Below are 16,968 nucleotides of genomic sequence, written 5' to 3' on the forward strand. Positions count from 1 at the left end.
GGTGTTGGTTTCTTGTGGTTGTCAGATCAGAGGTCGAGGACCAAGCGCGGACTCTTTGAGCGCGAACAGCAAGGAGTAAACCGATCATTCGCGGCGTGCTCTTTGTCTGTCATGAACTGGTCACGATGGTCCGGAGTGCCTTGCAGTACGCGGGTGACGCAAGAGCCGCAGATACCCTGTTCGCAGGAGGTTTCGATCTCGATACCAGCTTCGTCGAGCACCTCGAACACAGTGCGGTCAGCGGGGATGTGGAAGGTTTGGCCTGACTTGGCCAGTTCCACTTCGAATGGCTGATCTCCGTCGTGCTCAACCGGGGCAGCGGAGAAGAATTCGCGATGAGTTTGTTCAGCTGGCCAGCCCTGGGCCGCGGCGCTGTTCAGCACATACTCCATGTAGCCAATGGGGCCGCAGACGTATAGGTGTACGCCTGTCTCAGGCGTGGCCAACACTGCTGGGGCATCGAGCATGGCGGCGGGGGCCGCAGCGTTGTTGTAAAGCTTCACCTGACTCGCGAACGGTGCCTCGTTCAGCACATCGAGAAAAGCCGCGCTGGCGTTGGCCCGGAAGCTGTAATGCAGCTCGAAATCCACTCCGCGTTGCGATAGTTCGTAAGCCATCGCCAGCATCGGGGTGATACCAATGCCACCAGCGAAAAGCAGATGCTTCTTGCCTTCTGCCGCTAGAGGGAAAAGGTTGCGTGGCTCACTGATGGTCAGCGTCTGACCTTGTTCGAGCTGCTCGTGCATAGCTTGGGAGCCACCACGCGACTGCGGATCCTTGAGCACGCCGATCAGATAGCGGTGGCGTTCCTCTGGGTGGTTACAAAGCGAGTACTGACGAGTAACGCCAGCAGGGGTATGCACATCAATGTGCGCACCAGCGGAGAACTGTGGCAGCGGCGAGCCATCGAGTGATTGCAGCTCGAAACTGCAGATACCATCGGCCACGAGAACCTTGCGGCTGACTAAAACCTGGAGCATGACTTCTCCCTCCACAGTGAAGTGGTCAAAAAGCAAAAATGGGGTGTTTGGCCGGCTAGATCAGCGCAGCGCTATTTGCCTGGAGGGGAAGGCGGAAGGGCTATCGAACGGTTCATGACGCTACCTACTCATTGTTTTTATCAGGTCTGGCTGTCGCCTATGATGGCGAGCCATGCACGCAGAGCTTGCTTGACGTTAGAATTACGCCAATTAGTTGCGGTGTCAACTAATTGCCTCGAACCATTTCCTTCTTAAGGCGCTTTCCTTCATGCCAGAACCCACACAACTGGACCTGAGTCGCTACGTTCCGGCGATCATCAACCTGATGGCCAACAAGCTCGCGACGGGCGCCTCGCTGTGTTACCGCAAGCATTTCGGTGTGGGAGTGGTGGAGTGGCGGCTGCTAGCCATGCTCAAGGTGGAAGACAACATCACGGCTAACCGCATGTGCCAAGCCATCGGCCTGGATAAGGGGGCGGTGAGCCGCTCGCTACAGCAACTGGAGAAGGCCGGCTACATCAGCAGTCAGGTTGATAGCCAGGATGGACGGCGCAATACCGTAAGCCTCACAGCCGAAGGCCTGGCGCTGCACGATCGCGTGCTGAAGGTGGCTCTGGAGCGAGAGCGTCGGCTGCTTGGGGGGCTGAGCGAAGGGGAGGTGGACACGTTGATCAACCTGCTCGGGCGGCTGCAGGCGCAGGTTTCGTACGTGAATGAGTACGATCCGGTAGAGCCCTGAGTGAGCCAATTCCACTTGGCAATTGCAGATGTGCTGCCAAGTGGACGGCTCCGGAATTTGATCAGTTGTCGGCGGGTTCCAGCACTGCCCGCAGCAATGCCTGTGCTTCTTCGGTGACACCCTTACGAATCATCTTGGCTGGTAGGCTCGAGTGATCTAGGAACAGATCGCGCAGGCGATTCAGTGGTGCCGGTACGCCGTGATACATGCGGCCTAGGAAGCGGGCAAAAGCCGTGGTCTGATTGGTGTAGTCAACGCGCTGGTCATCATAGCGTCGGAGTCCATTTTCCAAAGTCAGGATGTCGGCTAGGTTGGAGCCAGCCAGGTATTTGGCGAGGAAGAAGCCATCCTCAATGGCCATGCCGGCTCCGTATGCGGCGTACGGTGAGGTCGGGTGAGCAGCGTCGCCCATGATGGTTACACGACCCTTGGACCACTGCTTCAGCGGCTTACGGTATTTGACCACCCAGCGGAACAGGTTGTGTTTGGTATCGGTCGCCTCAAGGATCTGCGGCACCGGATACGCGAAGTGTTGGATATGCTCACGCACATAACGAGCCGGATCGCTGGGCTCGACCTGATCCGCAGCGCACTTCTCAACGAACCACCATTCAAAGCAGTCTCGTCCCTTGTAGCGCAGTGGCGCATAGCCCATTTGCACCTGGTGGTCGTGGTGCAGCACGATCTTCTTGCGGTCAGGTCCCTGTAGTTCACACCAGCCGAGCCAGACGGCAATGCCGAGGTGTTTGAGTTCGGATGGCCCCCAGAGCTGCTCACGGACTTTCGACATGACGCCATCCGCACCTACAACCAGATCGGCGCTGTAGCTTTGGCCATTGTCGAAGTACACGACAACCTCGTCGCTGTTTTCCTCGTAGCGTTCAAAGCTATGACTGGTGCTGATCATGTCGGCAGGGGCGGCCTCTAGCAGGCGCTCATAGAGCTCTGAGCGCATCATTCCAGACTGCCAGCCAGTGACGCCGGCCTGCTCCATTAGCTTCATGTCGATGTCAAAGTTGACGCGCACGCGGCCGTCATAGCGGCGGAATTCAGGTAGGCCTGCGGCGAAGACGTCGTCGATACGTACACCCAGGCTGCGCAGGATCACAATCCCGGTTGCGTTGAGGATGATGGCCCCGCCGAGTGGTTGCAGCTCTGGATGGCGCTCAAAGACTTTGACTTGGAATCCTGCTCGATGCAGGGCAAGGCCCGCGAGAATTCCGCCGGGGCCGGCGCCGATAATCGCTACTCGTTTTCCGCGCTCACCCAGGCTCGTTACGTCGACAGACGTCTTGCTCATTGCTTACAACCTCGCTTGTTCTTGTTGTTTGGCTGCGGCTAGGACAGCTAGGCAGCCGACGTCGAAAACATAAGCCAGTGCCAGGCGCTCCCAAAAATCGTGAGTATCACTACTAGGTATCTCGTAGCGAGATACCTGGCATCTCGAATATCTATTTGACCAATAGTTGCTACTCGGTTAGCGAGAGTGCTTTCCAAGTGGCTGCAGAAACGGGAAGTGAAAGAAGTGAAATTTGATGTAAGCGCTGATAACATTGTGGCCATGTTCCACTGCTTGGGTCAATGGGGGAGCCGATGAGCTCTGCGCGTAATTACCACCATGGAAATCTGCGTCAGTCGCTGATAGACGCTGCCCTACAGGTCATTGAGGTCGGCGGCTATCAGGCGCTGTCGTTGCGTGATCTGGCTCAGGCCGTAGGGGTGTCCAGCGCCGCCCCGTATCGTCACTTCCCAGACCGAGACGCTTTGTTGCGTGCCTGTGCATGCGAGGGGTTTCGTCGCTTGCTGGATGCTCAGCAGAAGGTCGTTGAGCAGTTCGTTACAGCTGAGAGCAGGGCTCTGGCTATGTGCCAGGGCTTTCTCGCGTTTGCTGAGGATTTCCCTGGTCTGTTCATCCTGATGTACGACGCAGGGCTGATTCAGCAAGCTGGTGATGAGGATGAGTTGGGGCAGCTGCTACATCGCGTTTACGACGGTGTTGCGCAGACGCAACGACTAGGGCAGGAGAAGGGCGAGAGCGCCTTATTGCAAGCTAGGGTGATTGCCATGTGGTCGACGCTATACGGCTACGCCCGGCTGCGTCAGGGCAACATGCTCAAGAGCTACATGCTTGGCTCGGCCAGCAGGGAGCAGATAGAGCGGGCAGTGATTGTGGCTGCCACGGGAGTTTATCCACCCGAGATTGATTGATGGAGCCCTGCGATGCATTGCTTGCAGTTGCTATGCGGCCCCATCAATTTCATGGCCTGTAGTATGAACTGTTACTGCGTCAGTAGACCTTGCGACCTGCGAAGTAGGTCGACAGCACCTGAGTATCAGCCAGCGATTTTTCGTCCACGCTGAAAACATCGCGATCAAGGATGCTGAAGTCCGCCAGCTTGCCTTTGGCGAGAGAGCCAATCTGGTGGTCGAGACGCAGTGTCTTCGCGGCGTTCACGGTATAGGCATAGAACATCACCTCACGTGTGATGGTTTCGTTGGCATTGAGTACGCCTTTATTGCCCTGGCGAGTGGTGGCCTGGGCGATAGCCAGCCAAGGGTTGGCTGGAGAAACCGGCCAGTCGCTGGCTCCTGCGATAGTGGCTCCAGCTTTTAACAGGGAGCGAGCTGGGTATTGGTAGTGGTAGGCAAATGCACTGACATAGGGTTTCACCATGTCGATGGCGTACTCGTCTGCAGTGGCCCACAACAGTTGCATGGAAGCGATCACATTGAGTTTCTTAAAGCGGGCGAACTCACGAGGGTGAACCAGCTGTAGGTGGGTGATCGAGTGAGCAATACCGCTGTTTCCGGCTTCGCGAGCTTTTTCAAAGCCATTGAGAGATTCGCGCACAGCACGATCACCTACTGCATGGATGTGCATCAACCAGCCACGTTGGTCGACTGCGGTTACCAGCTCGCCGAAGTGCTTTGGATCGATGAGCAGTTCACCTTGCTTGTGGCTGTTGCTGTACGGGTCAATCAGCGCGGCGCTTTGTGCAGGGAACTCCAACACGCCGTCAGCGAAGATCTTAATGCCGGGTAGAGTCAGGTTGGGCACACCTTGGAACTGCTGGCGTACTTTCTCTAGTACTTCCAGATCCGTTGGGCGACTCTTGGGGTTGGCTACCAACAGGGCCGCTACATGGGCACTGAGATGGCCTTGCTCCGCTAGTGCCTTGTAGCCGGGAAGCACACCGAGGGTCTGTTCAGTTGGCTTGATATCAAATACCGCCTGGCCCGGAGAGGCGTTGGCCGCTGGATCCATCCAGCCTGTGACCCCAACGCTGTTGTAGTACCGCACCGCTGCTTGTGCACCCTTCATCAGGGTTGCGGTGTCAATCGGTGGTAGTACGGCGGATACCCGATCCCAGCCTGCATCTACTAAGAACCCGCTGGGTTGGCCATTGGGGAGCACGCCGATGGTCCCGCGCTCGGCTTCGGGGAGGCTGGTTAACAGGGCCTTGTCGATGCCTGCCAGCTGCATCATTCGGGAGTTAACCCATGCGGTATGGTGGTCGCTCCCCATCAGTACCAGCGGCGTGTTCGCCCATTCGCCGTGACTGAATCGCTTGCCCAATTCCTCAACTCGCGCCCAGTAGTCGGAGTTCATGCCTTGCACCTGAAGAATGTCAGGACCCAACTGAGCGCTACCATCTTTGCGCCATTGACGTAGGCGCTCTTCCAGTTGCTCCAGGTCGACGACTTCATCCTTCATATTGGCGGATGACAGCGATAGGCCGCCGTAAACAGCATGTGAGTGAGTGTCGATAAGCCCTGGCATTACTCGCTTATCGTTCAGGTCCAGTATCTCTGTGCCGCTATCTGCGAGTGCCAAGACTTCTTCATTACTGCCGGTGGCCAGGATTGAGCCGCCCTGGATCGCCATGGCCTGAACTTGTGGCAGTGTTTGCTCTGCTGTGAAGATCCTCCCGTTTACGAGGATCAGGTCAGCGGCTGCGTGAGCCGAGAATGTGACCTGCGTTAGGAGGAGGGCGGAGAGGGTGGTGGTGAGTTTTTTCATGGTTTTTATAGGCTCATGGCGATGCACATCGAGGCAAAGTGCCTCGATGGTGCTGGTTGTCGTTGGTTAGAACGTGAAGCGGTTGAGCGCGTGCTGGAGATCAGCGGAGTTCGCTTGCAAGCTGTCACTTAGGCCGCGAGTTTGCTCTGCGAAATGAGCGGCCTCTTGTGCCTGAACGGAGGCGGTGGCCAAGTTCTGGTTGATGTCTTCCACTGCTAGTGACTGCTGACGTGTGGCCTCGGCCACGCTGTGCCCCTGCGTGGTGATCGCTCGAAGTGATGAGACGATGGCCTGCAAGCATTGCCCGGCGAGCTTGGCTTGGTTGACAGTGCGTTCGGACAGCTTGTGAGTGTCTCCGATCATCGTTACCGCACTGCCACTGCTAACACGCAACTCACCGATCATCGTCTGGATTTCAGCGGTGGCATCCTGTGTGCGTTGCGCCAGTAGTCTCACTTCGTCAGCGACTACGGCGAATCCTCGGCCTTGCTCCCCAGCGCGTGCGGCTTCAATGGCAGCGTTGAGTGCGAGAAGGTTGGTTTGCTCGGCAATCGAACGGACGATGGCCAGCACCGAGCTGATGCGTTCGTTCTGCTCTGCGAGCGAGTGAATGGTATCCACGCCTTGGCTGATGAGCGTCGACAACGACCCGATTTCATTGAGGGTGAGCTCGACATTCTGCAGACCGTCGAGCGCTTGCAGTTCGGCATTGGCGACTTCCTTGGCCGAGGCTTCGGCATTGCCGGCGACGTCCTGGATGCTGTAGGTCACCTCGTTGAGCGCGGTGGCGATCAGGGTGACCTGCTGAGCCTGGAGTTCGCTCTGTGCCCTAGCCGAAGTTGCATTCTGCTGGATGGTTCGAGCTGCGCCATCTGTGGTGCCTGCAGAAACCAGAATCTCTCCGATCAGGCTGCGCAAGGTCCCGGTGAAATGGTTGAAGTCCTTAGCCAAGCCGGACAGTTCGTCATGACCATCGGTCGCTAATTGGCGGGTCAGGTCACCATTGCCACGGGAAATCTCAGCCATGGCCTGCACAGTGTTGCGCAGCGGCTGGGTGATGCTGCGCGAGATCATTGCGGTGACCAGGGTCAACAGCATTGTAATGCCCAGGCCTATGCCGCCCAGTCGGAGCACTTCGCCCCGGAAGATCGCCTGGATATCGTCGATGTAAGCGCCAGTGCCGAGAATCCAGCCCCAGGGCTCAAATAGAGTGATATAGGAAATCTTGTCGGCCGGCTGTACTGAACCGGGCTTCGGCCAGCTGTACTCGACGATGCCGTGGCCCAAGGCTTGGGCTACACCCACCATTTCTTGGTTTATCGCGCGGCCCTTCGCATCCTTGAGGTCGCTGACGTCGCGACCTTCGATCTCGGGATTCGTGGGGTGGAGCAGCATGCGTTGTTGCAGGCTCTGGATGAAGAAATACTCGTTGCCGCCATAGCGAAGGCCGCGAATCAACTCGCGAGCCTGGGTCTGTGCCTCTGCACGGCTCAGTTGGCCTTGCTGTTCCAGCTGATGAAAGCGCTGAAGGATGCCGCTGGTGTTCTCCACTGCAGTTTGGATTTGATAGACCTTGGCGCCATACAGCCCCTCGTGGATCTGGCGCAGGGCCAGTGCCATCAACAGGGCGATGGTCAGCAGGGCAACGAGCAAAATCAGCCATAGGCGTCGCTCGATGGCGACGTTTCTCAGGATGGACATGGCAAGTCTCTCGGTACGGCTCGAGTCGGTGAAAGCACAAAGCTTGGGAGGGAAAATTGGGCGCAAACCAAGGAGCGGAGCGCTTGCGCCCTGGCAGCATTACTCGCCGCCGATCTGGTACACGCTGATCAACACTTCATGCTCGCTGACGCCATCAATGGTGCCAGTGAAGATGTAGTCGTTGAGCCAAGCGTTGCTGCCCGGCTGGGTTTTGAACTTAGGTGTGGTGCGGCAGTAGAAGTCGCTTTCCTTCATATCTCGCAGCTCCAGCCCTTTGGTTTTCTTGGCCAGTCCAGACTCGTTGAGGCGCCAAATACCAGAGTTATCGATGATGATGATCTGGCCGTCGTCGGTCTTGAGGCGATACAGGGCGTTGATCATGGTTACACCGTCCTCACGAGCCACCGACATGTCGGCGCCACCAGGTACCACGGTGCCCTTCATGCCCTTGCCGACGAAGGTGCCGCCGATGATCGGGTAATTGATGCGCATACCATCCGGGCCCTTGCCCATCTCTTCGCGAGGGCCAAGCTTGACGCTGATCTGCATGACCAATTCGTCGGTCAGGCGATTGGGGATCTTTTCCTTCAGCTCGTTGGCTTGGGCTTGGGGGAGCCAAGCTGCAGCAATGGTCAGGCACAGAGCGCCGAATAGGTGCATGGTTTTGCACCGCACATTTGATTCATTCATGTACGTAGTCTCGAATCTGGATTGAGTAGCCACCCGCACTGGGCGCGGGCGGCGTTGTTTCAGAGCATCAGAGCGGGCGGCTGAAAGCCGAAAGCGGGTTGTGGCGGCAAGGCTGTTTAAGCAGTGTGTCGCAGGCCGGCAATGCCTCCGGTATGGACACGCCAGTCAGCTCGCCAAGCACCAGGCGTGAGGGGTGCTGTGCGTCATGGAACACGCTGTTGCGACTCTGCAGCGAGTAGTAGGCAAAGCCATAGCCGCCAGTGCGAGATGGCGCGTCGATCCAGATGCGCAGCTTGGAGCCTTTGCGGAATGGATGGGAGAACGGCGGAATTTCCACGCGGCCCAGAGTAGGAACGTTCGGCAGCATCGGCTGGATAGCGTCCGGCTCGTCGACCAACCAAGGGCGCAGTTCGGTGGACTTGCTCTCGTCCAGCTTGCGGTTGGACATGCGCAGCCAGCCACGCTGAACGAAGACTTCCTTATCGTCCGGACGCACTTCAGTGATGGTCACCTGAACGTCGGCATCGGGTGCCAGGAAGGTGGACAGCCAAATATCCGCACTGGCGGTGCCGTAGCTGAGGAAGTCACGCTCAAACGCAGCGCTGGTATAGGCCAGGCTGCCCTGTTTCCAGAGCGGGTGTTGCCAGCCCCAGGCGTTGTCCTTGAGGTAGGTATTCACGTCCGGGCCAGGGATCGGGTAGAGGTACGCATCCGGCTCGCCGGTGCCCTTACCGCCCTCGATCAGTTCACCATCCTCGCTCAGGGCGAAGCTCACTGGCTTGACCGCGAGTGGGTAGCTGTCACGTTCGATGGTCCAGCTTGGGCGAGCGGTCTCGTTCGGTTGATGGCGGCCCTCGCGGATGTCGGCCACGGTCTCTTGCCAGATCTCCAGGCGCTTCTCGCTCTCGAAGCCGTTCTGCTCACCCTTCACGAAATGGTCGAGGAATGGGTAGAGCTTCTCTTTGCGGAATCGCTCCGACTCGTAGAGGTTGTGTCCGCCGCTGGCTTGCACCATCCACAGTAGTTTCGGGTCGAGACGCTCCTGGTAGTAGCCTTCGCGAGCCAGCACAGCTTCGTCCTGCCAGCTCTGCATGGACAGCACTGGTACCTGTACTTCATTAGCACGGTTACGCGGTTCGCGTTGCTTGGTCCACTCGTCACGCAGAGGATGGCGAATCAGGTTGTACATCAGCGAGGAGCTGACCACCTTGGCCTTGTTCTGTTCGACTTGGGCTAGGCAGCGCTCGTCCTTTTCCGTCTCTGCGCTGGCCTTGACCGCATCCCAACGCATGTCGACGAACCAGTGCCAGGTAGTAGTGAACTCCTGGTTGGGCACGCCGCCCGGTGCCCAGCTGTCGCCGCGTGGGTCGCCGAGGATCATGCCCGGGGCAATGGCCTTCAGCCCCTGGGGGCGCTCGGTAGCGGTCATCAGCTGCGACATACCGGCCCAGGACCAGCCGAACATACCGACATTGCCATTGGACCAGTTCTGTTGGGCGGCAAATTCCACGGCGCTGCGACCGTCGGTTCCGTACTGCGGGCCAAGGAAGTCGAAGGTGCCCTGGGAGCAGCCGGTACCGCGAGCCTGTACACCCATCACGGCGTAACCGCGTTCGACCAGATCCTTGTCCATGGCCACGGAGAAGGTTTCGTTGTCAGCAAGGTAGGCCGAACCGCCTATGCTGCCAGAGTCGTAGCCGCTGTAACGGATCAGTACCGGGAATTTGCCTTCGCGTTTGGGCAGCAGGACCGAGTAGCGCAACTCGGTGCCGTCGGCTGCGGTGATATAGCCTGTGATGCGCTTGCCCCAGAATTCTTGGAAGCTGCGGTCGGCAGGTGGCGGGCCTTCCATCGGCGGTTGGGTGTTACAGCCGGCCATCAGCAGCGCTACGCAGAGGGCGCTCAGGCCAATGGCGTGCTTGATAGGGGTGATCTGCATAACTGAACCTCAGTGTTGGCTAGGTTTTTATCTAGGTCTGGAGGGCAGAAGATGTCTGCGGCTGTGCGTCAGAAGTTCTTCATTGCTGAGAACACCACGGTGGCCTGGCAGTCGCCGCCCGGGCCGAAGTTGTTCTGGCACTCGGCCTCGGACAGGTCGGTATCGATATAGGCGGCTTTCCACTCAACGTCCCACATGCGCTTGGTCAGGGAGACTCCCCAGTCGCTGTAGCCGCTGCGGGTTTTACCGCTGGCCGAACGCCATGCGTTCTCGTCAGGGGTCCAAGTGTGGCCATAGCGCACATTCAGCTTGGTCGCATAGGGCAGATAGAAGTCGTATTCGGCCCAGCCAATAGTGCGATGCGGGTCGCGCTCAGGAATGAGGCCCGGCAGTTGTACCCATGGTGGGATGTGGCCGGCTGCCTGGGCCGCGTGGGCAGCGGCAATTTCCTTGTTGGCATCCTCGATCGGCTTGGGTGTCTGCAGGTCCCAGGCGTACTTCACGCCGAGGGTTGTCTGGCGGTAGCTGAGAGTGCCGATGACCTCGTCGAAGTTGATCCAGCTGTCGCCGGGGTATTCGTAGCGAATGTAGGTCAGCGAGAAACGGGTGTTCTCGGTGATCGGCCGGCCGATGCCGACGTAGTAGCCCATCTCGCGGTTGGCTTCGGTATCCATGTCGACGGACACAGCGTAGGAACCTAGATACAGACCGCTCATTTTGTGTACCAGGGTCGCATTGCCTTGGTAGACAGGGGCGCCGCCCATGTTTAGTGAGAGACCACCTACACGCCAGTCACTGGCGATGCCGAGGTTGATGTCCAGCATGGTTTCCGGAGTCAGGTCGACGGCCTGAGCGGATAGAGAGAGGGCGAGCAGGCCGCTGGCCAACCCTCGGGTTGCAATCTTGTTCATGTACTTCTGCTCCATTGTTCTGATTTATTTGGCAGAGAAGAGGTCGATACGTATTTCTTGTTATTTGACCTGCTCACATTTTTGGGCATGACAACGTCCTTGGCGCGAACAAAAGTCGAACCGTAAAGTGGCTGGGCTGGTGTTGTTATGTGCTGGTGAGGTTGTTGCTTAAGGTGATTCTGGTTGTATGTGTTTCTCCGTGTGGGATTAATCGACTCGGTAGCACTCGATCCAAACTCCATGCTCTGTGGGGTAGGTGATAACCCCCAGGAAAAGGTGCTGCATCAGCCATTGGTAGCGAGGGCTATCGGTTGTGAACTGAGGGGCGCATCGGCAGCGATACTCGCTGTCTGGAATAGGCCAGGTATCTCTTGCCAGCTCATGGCCTTTTTCAGTCATGATCAACAATCCACAGTTGTGCACCTTGATCACGGCGCCGTCGTCGCAGAGCAGGCTGTACTGCGCATTCAGCACGCCGTTCCCATCGGTCCGTTCCAGATAGTAATCAGCACCTTCCGCAGGGATTTCTCCACTCAAGCAGGGGCCCGCGAAGCGTCCGCCGATAATTGGGTAGTCGATCCGCTGACCATGCGGTTCGGCGCCACGGTCTATACCGGGGCCGATCCACACGTTCAGGCTCATGGCCAGATGCAGCTTCGGTTCAAACATCGGAGCGCACCCGGTTCCACAAGCGAGTTAGCAGACGCAGCACCTGGCGATGGGGCGGTTCGACTTGGAACAGGAGGTGACGATCCGCCTCCGGGACAAACAGGTTTTTCTCGTTGAGCAACTCAGGAGCAATTAGCACTGTGCTTGCTGGGTTGGGGTTGGGATAGCCGATCTGGTTGGTCACCCTAGCAATCACTTCGGGGCGTAGCAGGTAGTCGATGAATGCATGAGCCTGTTTGATGTTCTGGGCATCCTTCGGAATGACCATGTCGTCCGACCACATCAAAGTGCCTTGGCGTGGCAGTGCCATGCGGATGTCGTTACCGTTGTTGGCGGCGATAGCCATGTTGCGTGCCGCCAACATGCCACCAGACCATCCCAGGGCAACGCAGATGTCACCGTTGGCCAGATCCTGTGGGTATTTGGCTGAGTTGAAGTAACGCACATGCGGGCGAATTGCCTTGAGCACAGTTTCAGCTTTGGCGTAGTCGTCCGGATCAGTGCTGTTGGGGTTTAGACCCAGGTAGTGCAGGGCGATGGGGATCACTTCGGTTGGGCTATCGAGAATGGCCACGCCACACTTACTCAGCTTGGCGATATTGTCGGGCTTGAAGATCAGGTCGTAGTCGCGCATGTCGACGTCTTTACCCAATACGGCTTCGACTTTGGCCTGGTTGTAGCCAATGAGTGTGCTGCCCCAGAGATAGGGCGCCGAGTAGCGGTTACCAGGATCCAGGCTTTCACGTTGCTGCATGAACTTCGTGTCCAGCTGGTGCCAATGCGGAAGCTGTTGGCGTTGCAGCGGTTGCAGTGCACCTACGGCGATCAAGTTCGGGATTTGGCTACTACTAGGAAACGCTACGTCGTAGCCGGCGGTGCCTGTCAGAAGCCGAGCCTCCAACGTTTGCGGGCTATCGAAGACGTCGTAGGTGACTTTGATACCGGTTTCCTTTTGGAAGTCCTGCAGGACGTCCTTAGGCAGGTACTCGATCCAGTTGTAAATGCGTAGCTCGCCCCCCATCGTCGCCGCTGAGGCGGTCAGGTTGGTAAGCCCTAACAACAGAGCTACCGCGCAATATCTCGTTGAGTGCTTCATTGATCGTCTCCTTCCTGTGTAGGGCTAGAGTGCGTTTGCCAGGCTGCGGATCAGACGCAGGGTATCGATATCCAAGATGCTTTCGGCAACCGGCATGGACGACTGTTTGACAATGACCACCTGCTGGGTGAAGTCCACATACAGGCATTGGCCGTGGATTCCGACTGCGAGCAACGCATTGCCTGGGTACACGTACCACTGGCTTTTGTAAGTGGCACCAGGGCTCCACTGGGAGAAGGTCTCGTTAGCGGCATAAACAGATGGATTGCCTCCCTCGAGCACTGCTGCAATGGCCTTGCGAGAGATCAGGGGCCGTCGTTGACAGCGACCCTGGTTAAGCAGCATCGATCCATAGCGGGCCATGTCACGCAGGGTGGCGTTGAATCCGCATCCAGTTACGTTGCGTCCCCAAGGGTCGGCCACAAAGAAGGCATCACGCTCGCAGCCGAGCCATTTCCAGATGTCGCCCAACATTGCGGCGCAACTGCGACCGCTGGCTCGCTCCATGACCCAGCCAAGGGCCTCGGTAGTGGCGGTGACATAGTGGAAGAAACCACCATGCTCACCGCGCTTGCGCGTCGAGGGTAGGTACTCATAGAGCGATTGGCAGGCGTCGATTCCGGGTGGAGGTGGCGTCAGGCCGCAGGCATATCCAAATTGAGAACTTCCAGAGTTGGGGTCGTCGTAGACCTCGTCGTAGTCAATCGACACCGCCATATCCAGTAGCTGACGTACGCTGGCATCGCCAAAAGCACTGCCGGTCAGCTCGGGCACATAGCGGGAGGCCAAGGCCTGGTCGTCCAGCAGTTTGTCCAGTATCAGTTGCTCCGCCATCAAGCCGATTAGTGACTTTGTCACAGAGAACATGATGTGGCGCTTGTGCACCTGATGGCCGTTGGCATAGCGCTCCTGCACAACTTTTCCATCTTTCATGACCAGCCAGCCATCTGTATGGGTAGCAGTGAGATGCTCATCCAGACTGACCTGATGCCCGGCCGCGCTTTGGAAACGGAAGTCGTCGATTGCATAGGGCGCAACCGGAAGCGGGCAAATCTGTCCGTCGCCACGCTCTACCGTAATGTTGGGACGGATACGTCCCAGATTGTGGAATGCCCAGCGGTTATGCGGAGGAGTCATGAAGTTTTGCCAGGTTACGCGCTGCTCCGGGGGCGGCGGATATCCTTGCATCAGCTCTGGTGCAGGTTCGCTGCTTTCTCGGTAGGCGCTGTGTAGCGCCTGGGCGAAATCGGTACTCATGGGGACAGACACTCCGCTGTTGGTGTCATTTTTTTATAATCATAAAATATTATAGTCAAATAAAATATTTGATCGAAATTGAAAATTTACTAGAATCAGGGCCTTAGCGGGGTCATCCGGAGGGGTAGATGTGAGCGGATTGCGACAAAGGCAGAAGGAACAGCGCCGAGAGGCCATCGTGAATGCAGCGCTTGAGCTGTTCGAGGTGCAGGGATTCTCCTCGACCACCGTGGAGCAGGTCGCGGTACAGGCTGGAGTGTCTACGCCAACGGTTTTCAATTATTTCGGCAGCAAGCAGGACATCCTGCTGGCCCTGATGGAGCGCGCAGACCAGCAAGCTCTGTCTGATGCGCGCCAGCAGATGCCGTCATTCGATAACGCTGTGGATGCCATGTGCCACTTGGAGTCGGTGATCATTCGCCAGGAGCTGGAAGCGTTACCCGCGTCGATCTGGCGCGAGCTGCTGCCGCTGGGTTTTCTGACGCCGCGACCGGAGGCCGCCTCCAGCCTGAACAGCCGGCTTGTGGAGGAGGTAGCGGCCCTTCTGCGCGAATTGCAGGGGCGCGGTCTGTTGCGCGAATCCTTCGACGTGGATTTCGTGGCCGACTTCCTAAACGATTACAGCTCGGTGCTGTTTATGCGTCTGGTTCAGGACGACGTCCCCGACTTGGCTGCCCACGAGAAGCGTATTCGCCAACTGACTCAGACTCTCTTCGATGGTTTGGCTCCTGGTTGACCATCGTGCTTAGCCTTCAGTTTCTACATCGCCGGGATCGCATCCATGGCCTGCCATTGTGCTCTACCCGGACTGCTGTTTGATCCTGTTGGCCAACCACCTTTCTTCATGCTCAGAGCTATCTTGCTGTGAAGCAACCAGTGGAAGCTGCAAGGTCAAAGATCCAGCACCAGGCAGCTGCTCCTGGCCCTGGAGCAGCAGGGCGTGAACTGGTCGTTGCGGGCATGTTCTGCGGCGTCGAGGAACAGGTCGCGGTGTTCCGGTTCGCCATCCAGTACACGAACCAGGCAGGTACCGCAGATGCCCTGGCCGCAGGCGCTCGGGATAGCGAACCCGGCTGCTTCCAGCACCTCCAGCGCCGAGCTGTGCGGCGGAACCTGCAGCAGCTGACCGCTGCTGTGGATGCGCAGAGTGAAGCTGCCGTCGTCGGCTGTGCTGCTGGTCGTGGCGCTGAAGTATTCGCGGTGCAGCTGGCTTTCCTCCCAGCCCTGGGCGCGGGCACTGCCCAGGATATGTTCCATGAAACCGCCGGGGCCGCAGACATACAGATGGAGGTCGCGTGCCGGCGCGCCGAGCAGGTGGCTGGCATCGAGCTTCTGCTGCTCGGGGCCCTCATCGAAATGCAGGTGCACCTGCCGGGCAAAAGCGCTGTGGCTCAGCTGCTCGACAAAGGCGGCCTGCTCGGCCGAGCGCGCGCAGTAATGCAGCTCGAAGTCGGCTCCCTGCTGGTGCAGGTGTTGCGCCATGCACAGGATCGGCGTGATGCCGATACCTCCGGCGAACAGCAGGCTGCGCCCGCTGCTCGGCACCAGGGGGAACAGGTTGCGTGGCGGGCTGATCCGTAGCTGCTGGCCAACTCTCAGCGACTCATGCACGCTGCTTGAGCCGCCACGGGAAGCGGGATCCTTGAGCACGGCGATGCAGTAGCGCTGGCGCTCATCCGGCGGGTTGCACAGCGAGTACTGGCGCACTTGGCCAGCGGGCAGGTGCAGGTCGATATGGGCGCCTGCCGCGAAGGCCGGCAAGGGCTCCCGGTTGGTTTGCACCAGTTCCAGGCTGATGATGTCCCGGGCTTCCAGGCGCATGGCGCGGATGGTCACGTCGATCATTCCGCGCTCCTGGAAACCAGGGCTTCAGCCGGTTGTTCCCGAGCGATGATGCGTTCGAGCACCCGGCGCGCCTGCACGCCACCGGCGTCGATATTCAGCTTCAGCAGGGCGCGCTGCGGGTAGGCCAGCAGGTTGCGCTGTTGCTGTTCGAGCATCTCCAGGTCTTCGCTGAAGATCTTGCCCTGGCCTTCACGGATGCTTGCCGTAAGCTCGGCATCGGCTGGCTTGAAGTCGCGGGCCATGCCCCAGAAGTACCAGATCGAGGTGTCGCTTTCCGGGGTGATGAAGTCGACCACTATGCTGCCGGCCTTGTCAGCCGCGGCCGCCTCGTAACCGCCTTTGCCGGCGTGGGCGACGCCCACTTCGATCAGTACATGGCTCGGTGGGCTGAAGCGGCAGATCTGCCAGCGATCCACCGGCACGTCGTCGGTCAGGCCGTTGCTGCGCAGCGCCGCGCGCCAGAAGGGCGGGGCCATGATGTTGGGCATGAAGCGGCTGGTGACCACCTGCTCGCCATCCACGCGAGTGGTGACAGGCACCTCGTCGATTTCCTTCTGGCCGATGCTGGAAGCATGCACGTAGGTCTCGTGGGTGAGATCCATCAGGTTGTCGATCATCAGCCGGTAGTCGCACTGGATGTGGTACAGGCCGCCACCATAGGCCCACTTGGGGTTGTCGGCCCATTCCAGGTGGGGAATCAGTGCCGGGTCGGCCTGGCTCGGGTCGCCGGGCCATAGCCAGATGAAGCCGTAGCGTTCCTCCACCGGGTAACTCCTGTTGCAGGGAAAACCCTGCACGCGCTGGCCAGGCATGGAAACGGTCTTGCCATCGCAGCCCATGGTCAGGCCGTGATAGCCGCAGACCAGCAGGCCGTCGCGGATAAAGCCGAGTGACAGCGGCGCGCCACGGTGCGGGCAGAAGTCTTCGACGGCGGCGACCCGGCCCCCCGGGCCGCGGTAGAACACGATCTTTTCGTTGCAGATCTGGCGACCCAGTGGCTTCTCGGCGATCTCGTTCGGGGTGCAGGCGACGTACCAGGTGTTTTTCGGAAACATGGCTTTCCTCAGGCTTTGTTTTTATTGGATCCAATTTATGGCGAATAGGCTTGGATTCCTATCCG

At 58.6% G+C, this 16,968-nt stretch carries 15 protein-coding genes and 1 pseudogene; 3 read left to right on the forward strand and 13 right to left on the reverse strand.

The genetic code is table 11. The features are described 5' to 3' along the window. Positions 1-26 precede the first annotated feature (26 nt). Complete coding sequence (locus IP89_RS15250) at positions 27-980, reverse strand: PDR/VanB family oxidoreductase (RefSeq protein ID WP_043310449.1); 954 nt, start codon at positions 978-980, stop codon at positions 27-29. Positions 981-1,248: 268 nt separating this feature from the next. Between IP89_RS15250 and IP89_RS15255 the strand changes: the two genes are divergently transcribed. Further along, complete coding sequence (locus IP89_RS15255) at positions 1,249-1,719, forward strand: MarR family winged helix-turn-helix transcriptional regulator (protein ID WP_043310450.1); 471 nt, start codon at positions 1,249-1,251, stop codon at positions 1,717-1,719. 61 nt (positions 1,720-1,780) lie between these two features. Here the strand turns inward: IP89_RS15255 and IP89_RS15260 are convergent, their stop codons facing one another. Beyond that, positions 1,781-3,019, reverse strand: coding sequence for an NAD(P)/FAD-dependent oxidoreductase (locus tag IP89_RS15260; protein WP_052081103.1), 1,239 nt, complete (start codon positions 3,017-3,019; stop codon positions 1,781-1,783). 293 nt (positions 3,020-3,312) lie between these two features. On the opposite strand from IP89_RS15260, the gene IP89_RS22815 reads away from it, so the two are divergent. Continuing rightward, positions 3,313-3,927: a TetR/AcrR family transcriptional regulator gene (locus IP89_RS22815; RefSeq protein ID WP_052081104.1), complete on the forward strand. Its 615-nt coding sequence runs from the start codon at positions 3,313-3,315 to the stop codon at positions 3,925-3,927. A gap of 79 nt (positions 3,928-4,006) precedes the next feature. Here the strand turns inward: IP89_RS22815 and IP89_RS15270 are convergent, their stop codons facing one another. The 9 genes and pseudogenes from IP89_RS15270 to IP89_RS15305 all read right to left on the reverse strand — a co-directional run bounded on the left by IP89_RS15270 (position 4,007) and on the right by IP89_RS15305 (position 14,003). Then, positions 4,007-5,740, reverse strand: a complete 1,734-nt coding sequence (locus IP89_RS15270; RefSeq protein WP_043310451.1) for an amidohydrolase — start codon at positions 5,738-5,740, stop codon at positions 4,007-4,009. 66 nt (positions 5,741-5,806) lie between these two features. Beyond that, complete coding sequence (locus IP89_RS23935; protein ID WP_371261956.1) at positions 5,807-6,511, reverse strand: methyl-accepting chemotaxis protein; 705 nt, start codon at positions 6,509-6,511, stop codon at positions 5,807-5,809. A 153-nt stretch (positions 6,512-6,664) separates the two neighbouring features. Continuing rightward, positions 6,665-7,441: pseudogene (locus tag IP89_RS23940) on the reverse strand (cache domain-containing protein); the annotation flags it as partial. Positions 7,442-7,540: 99 nt separating this feature from the next. After that, on the reverse strand, positions 7,541-8,101 hold the full coding sequence (locus IP89_RS15280) for a DUF3237 domain-containing protein (RefSeq protein ID WP_052081106.1): 561 nt from the start codon (positions 8,099-8,101) through the stop codon (positions 7,541-7,543). Positions 8,102-8,198: 97 nt separating this feature from the next. Next, a complete protein-coding gene (locus IP89_RS15285) occupies positions 8,199-10,070 on the reverse strand; it encodes a CocE/NonD family hydrolase (protein ID WP_052081107.1) in 1,872 nt (623 codons plus the stop codon). A gap of 68 nt (positions 10,071-10,138) precedes the next feature. Then, entirely contained in the window at positions 10,139-10,981 is an 843-nt protein-coding gene (locus tag IP89_RS15290) for a TorF family putative porin (protein WP_177326887.1), read from the reverse strand. Positions 10,982-11,188: 207 nt separating this feature from the next. Beyond that, positions 11,189-11,650: a DUF3237 domain-containing protein gene (locus tag IP89_RS15295; protein WP_043310453.1), complete on the reverse strand. Its 462-nt coding sequence runs from the start codon at positions 11,648-11,650 to the stop codon at positions 11,189-11,191. Continuing rightward, complete coding sequence (locus tag IP89_RS15300; protein ID WP_043310454.1) at positions 11,643-12,746, reverse strand: extracellular solute-binding protein; 1,104 nt, start codon at positions 12,744-12,746, stop codon at positions 11,643-11,645. The genes IP89_RS15295 and IP89_RS15300 overlap by 8 nt, the downstream gene beginning before the upstream one ends. 24 nt (positions 12,747-12,770) lie before the next feature. After that, positions 12,771-14,003: a serine hydrolase gene (locus tag IP89_RS15305; protein ID WP_043310455.1), complete on the reverse strand. Its 1,233-nt coding sequence runs from the start codon at positions 14,001-14,003 to the stop codon at positions 12,771-12,773. 130 nt (positions 14,004-14,133) lie between these two features. Here IP89_RS15305 and IP89_RS15310 point away from each other — a divergent pair, with 130 nt between their 5' ends. Then, positions 14,134-14,739: a TetR/AcrR family transcriptional regulator gene (locus IP89_RS15310; protein ID WP_043310456.1), complete on the forward strand. Its 606-nt coding sequence runs from the start codon at positions 14,134-14,136 to the stop codon at positions 14,737-14,739. 155 nt (positions 14,740-14,894) lie between these two features. Here the strand turns inward: IP89_RS15310 and IP89_RS15315 are convergent, their stop codons facing one another. Both IP89_RS15315 and IP89_RS15320 read right to left on the reverse strand, forming a co-directional pair. After that, the gene (locus IP89_RS15315; protein ID WP_043310457.1) at positions 14,895-15,848 is read right to left on the reverse strand and encodes a PDR/VanB family oxidoreductase; all 954 of its coding nucleotides are present in this window, start codon (positions 15,846-15,848) and stop codon (positions 14,895-14,897) included. Beyond that, on the reverse strand, positions 15,845-16,903 hold the full coding sequence (locus IP89_RS15320) for an aromatic ring-hydroxylating dioxygenase subunit alpha (RefSeq protein ID WP_043310458.1): 1,059 nt from the start codon (positions 16,901-16,903) through the stop codon (positions 15,845-15,847). The genes IP89_RS15315 and IP89_RS15320 overlap by 4 nt, the downstream gene beginning before the upstream one ends. Positions 16,904-16,968: the final 65 nt, after the last annotated feature.

Origin of the sequence: Pseudomonas sp. ML96, assembly GCF_000761545.1 — a bacterium.
In the GTDB taxonomy this organism is placed as follows: Bacteria; Pseudomonadota; Gammaproteobacteria; order Pseudomonadales; family Pseudomonadaceae; genus Aquipseudomonas.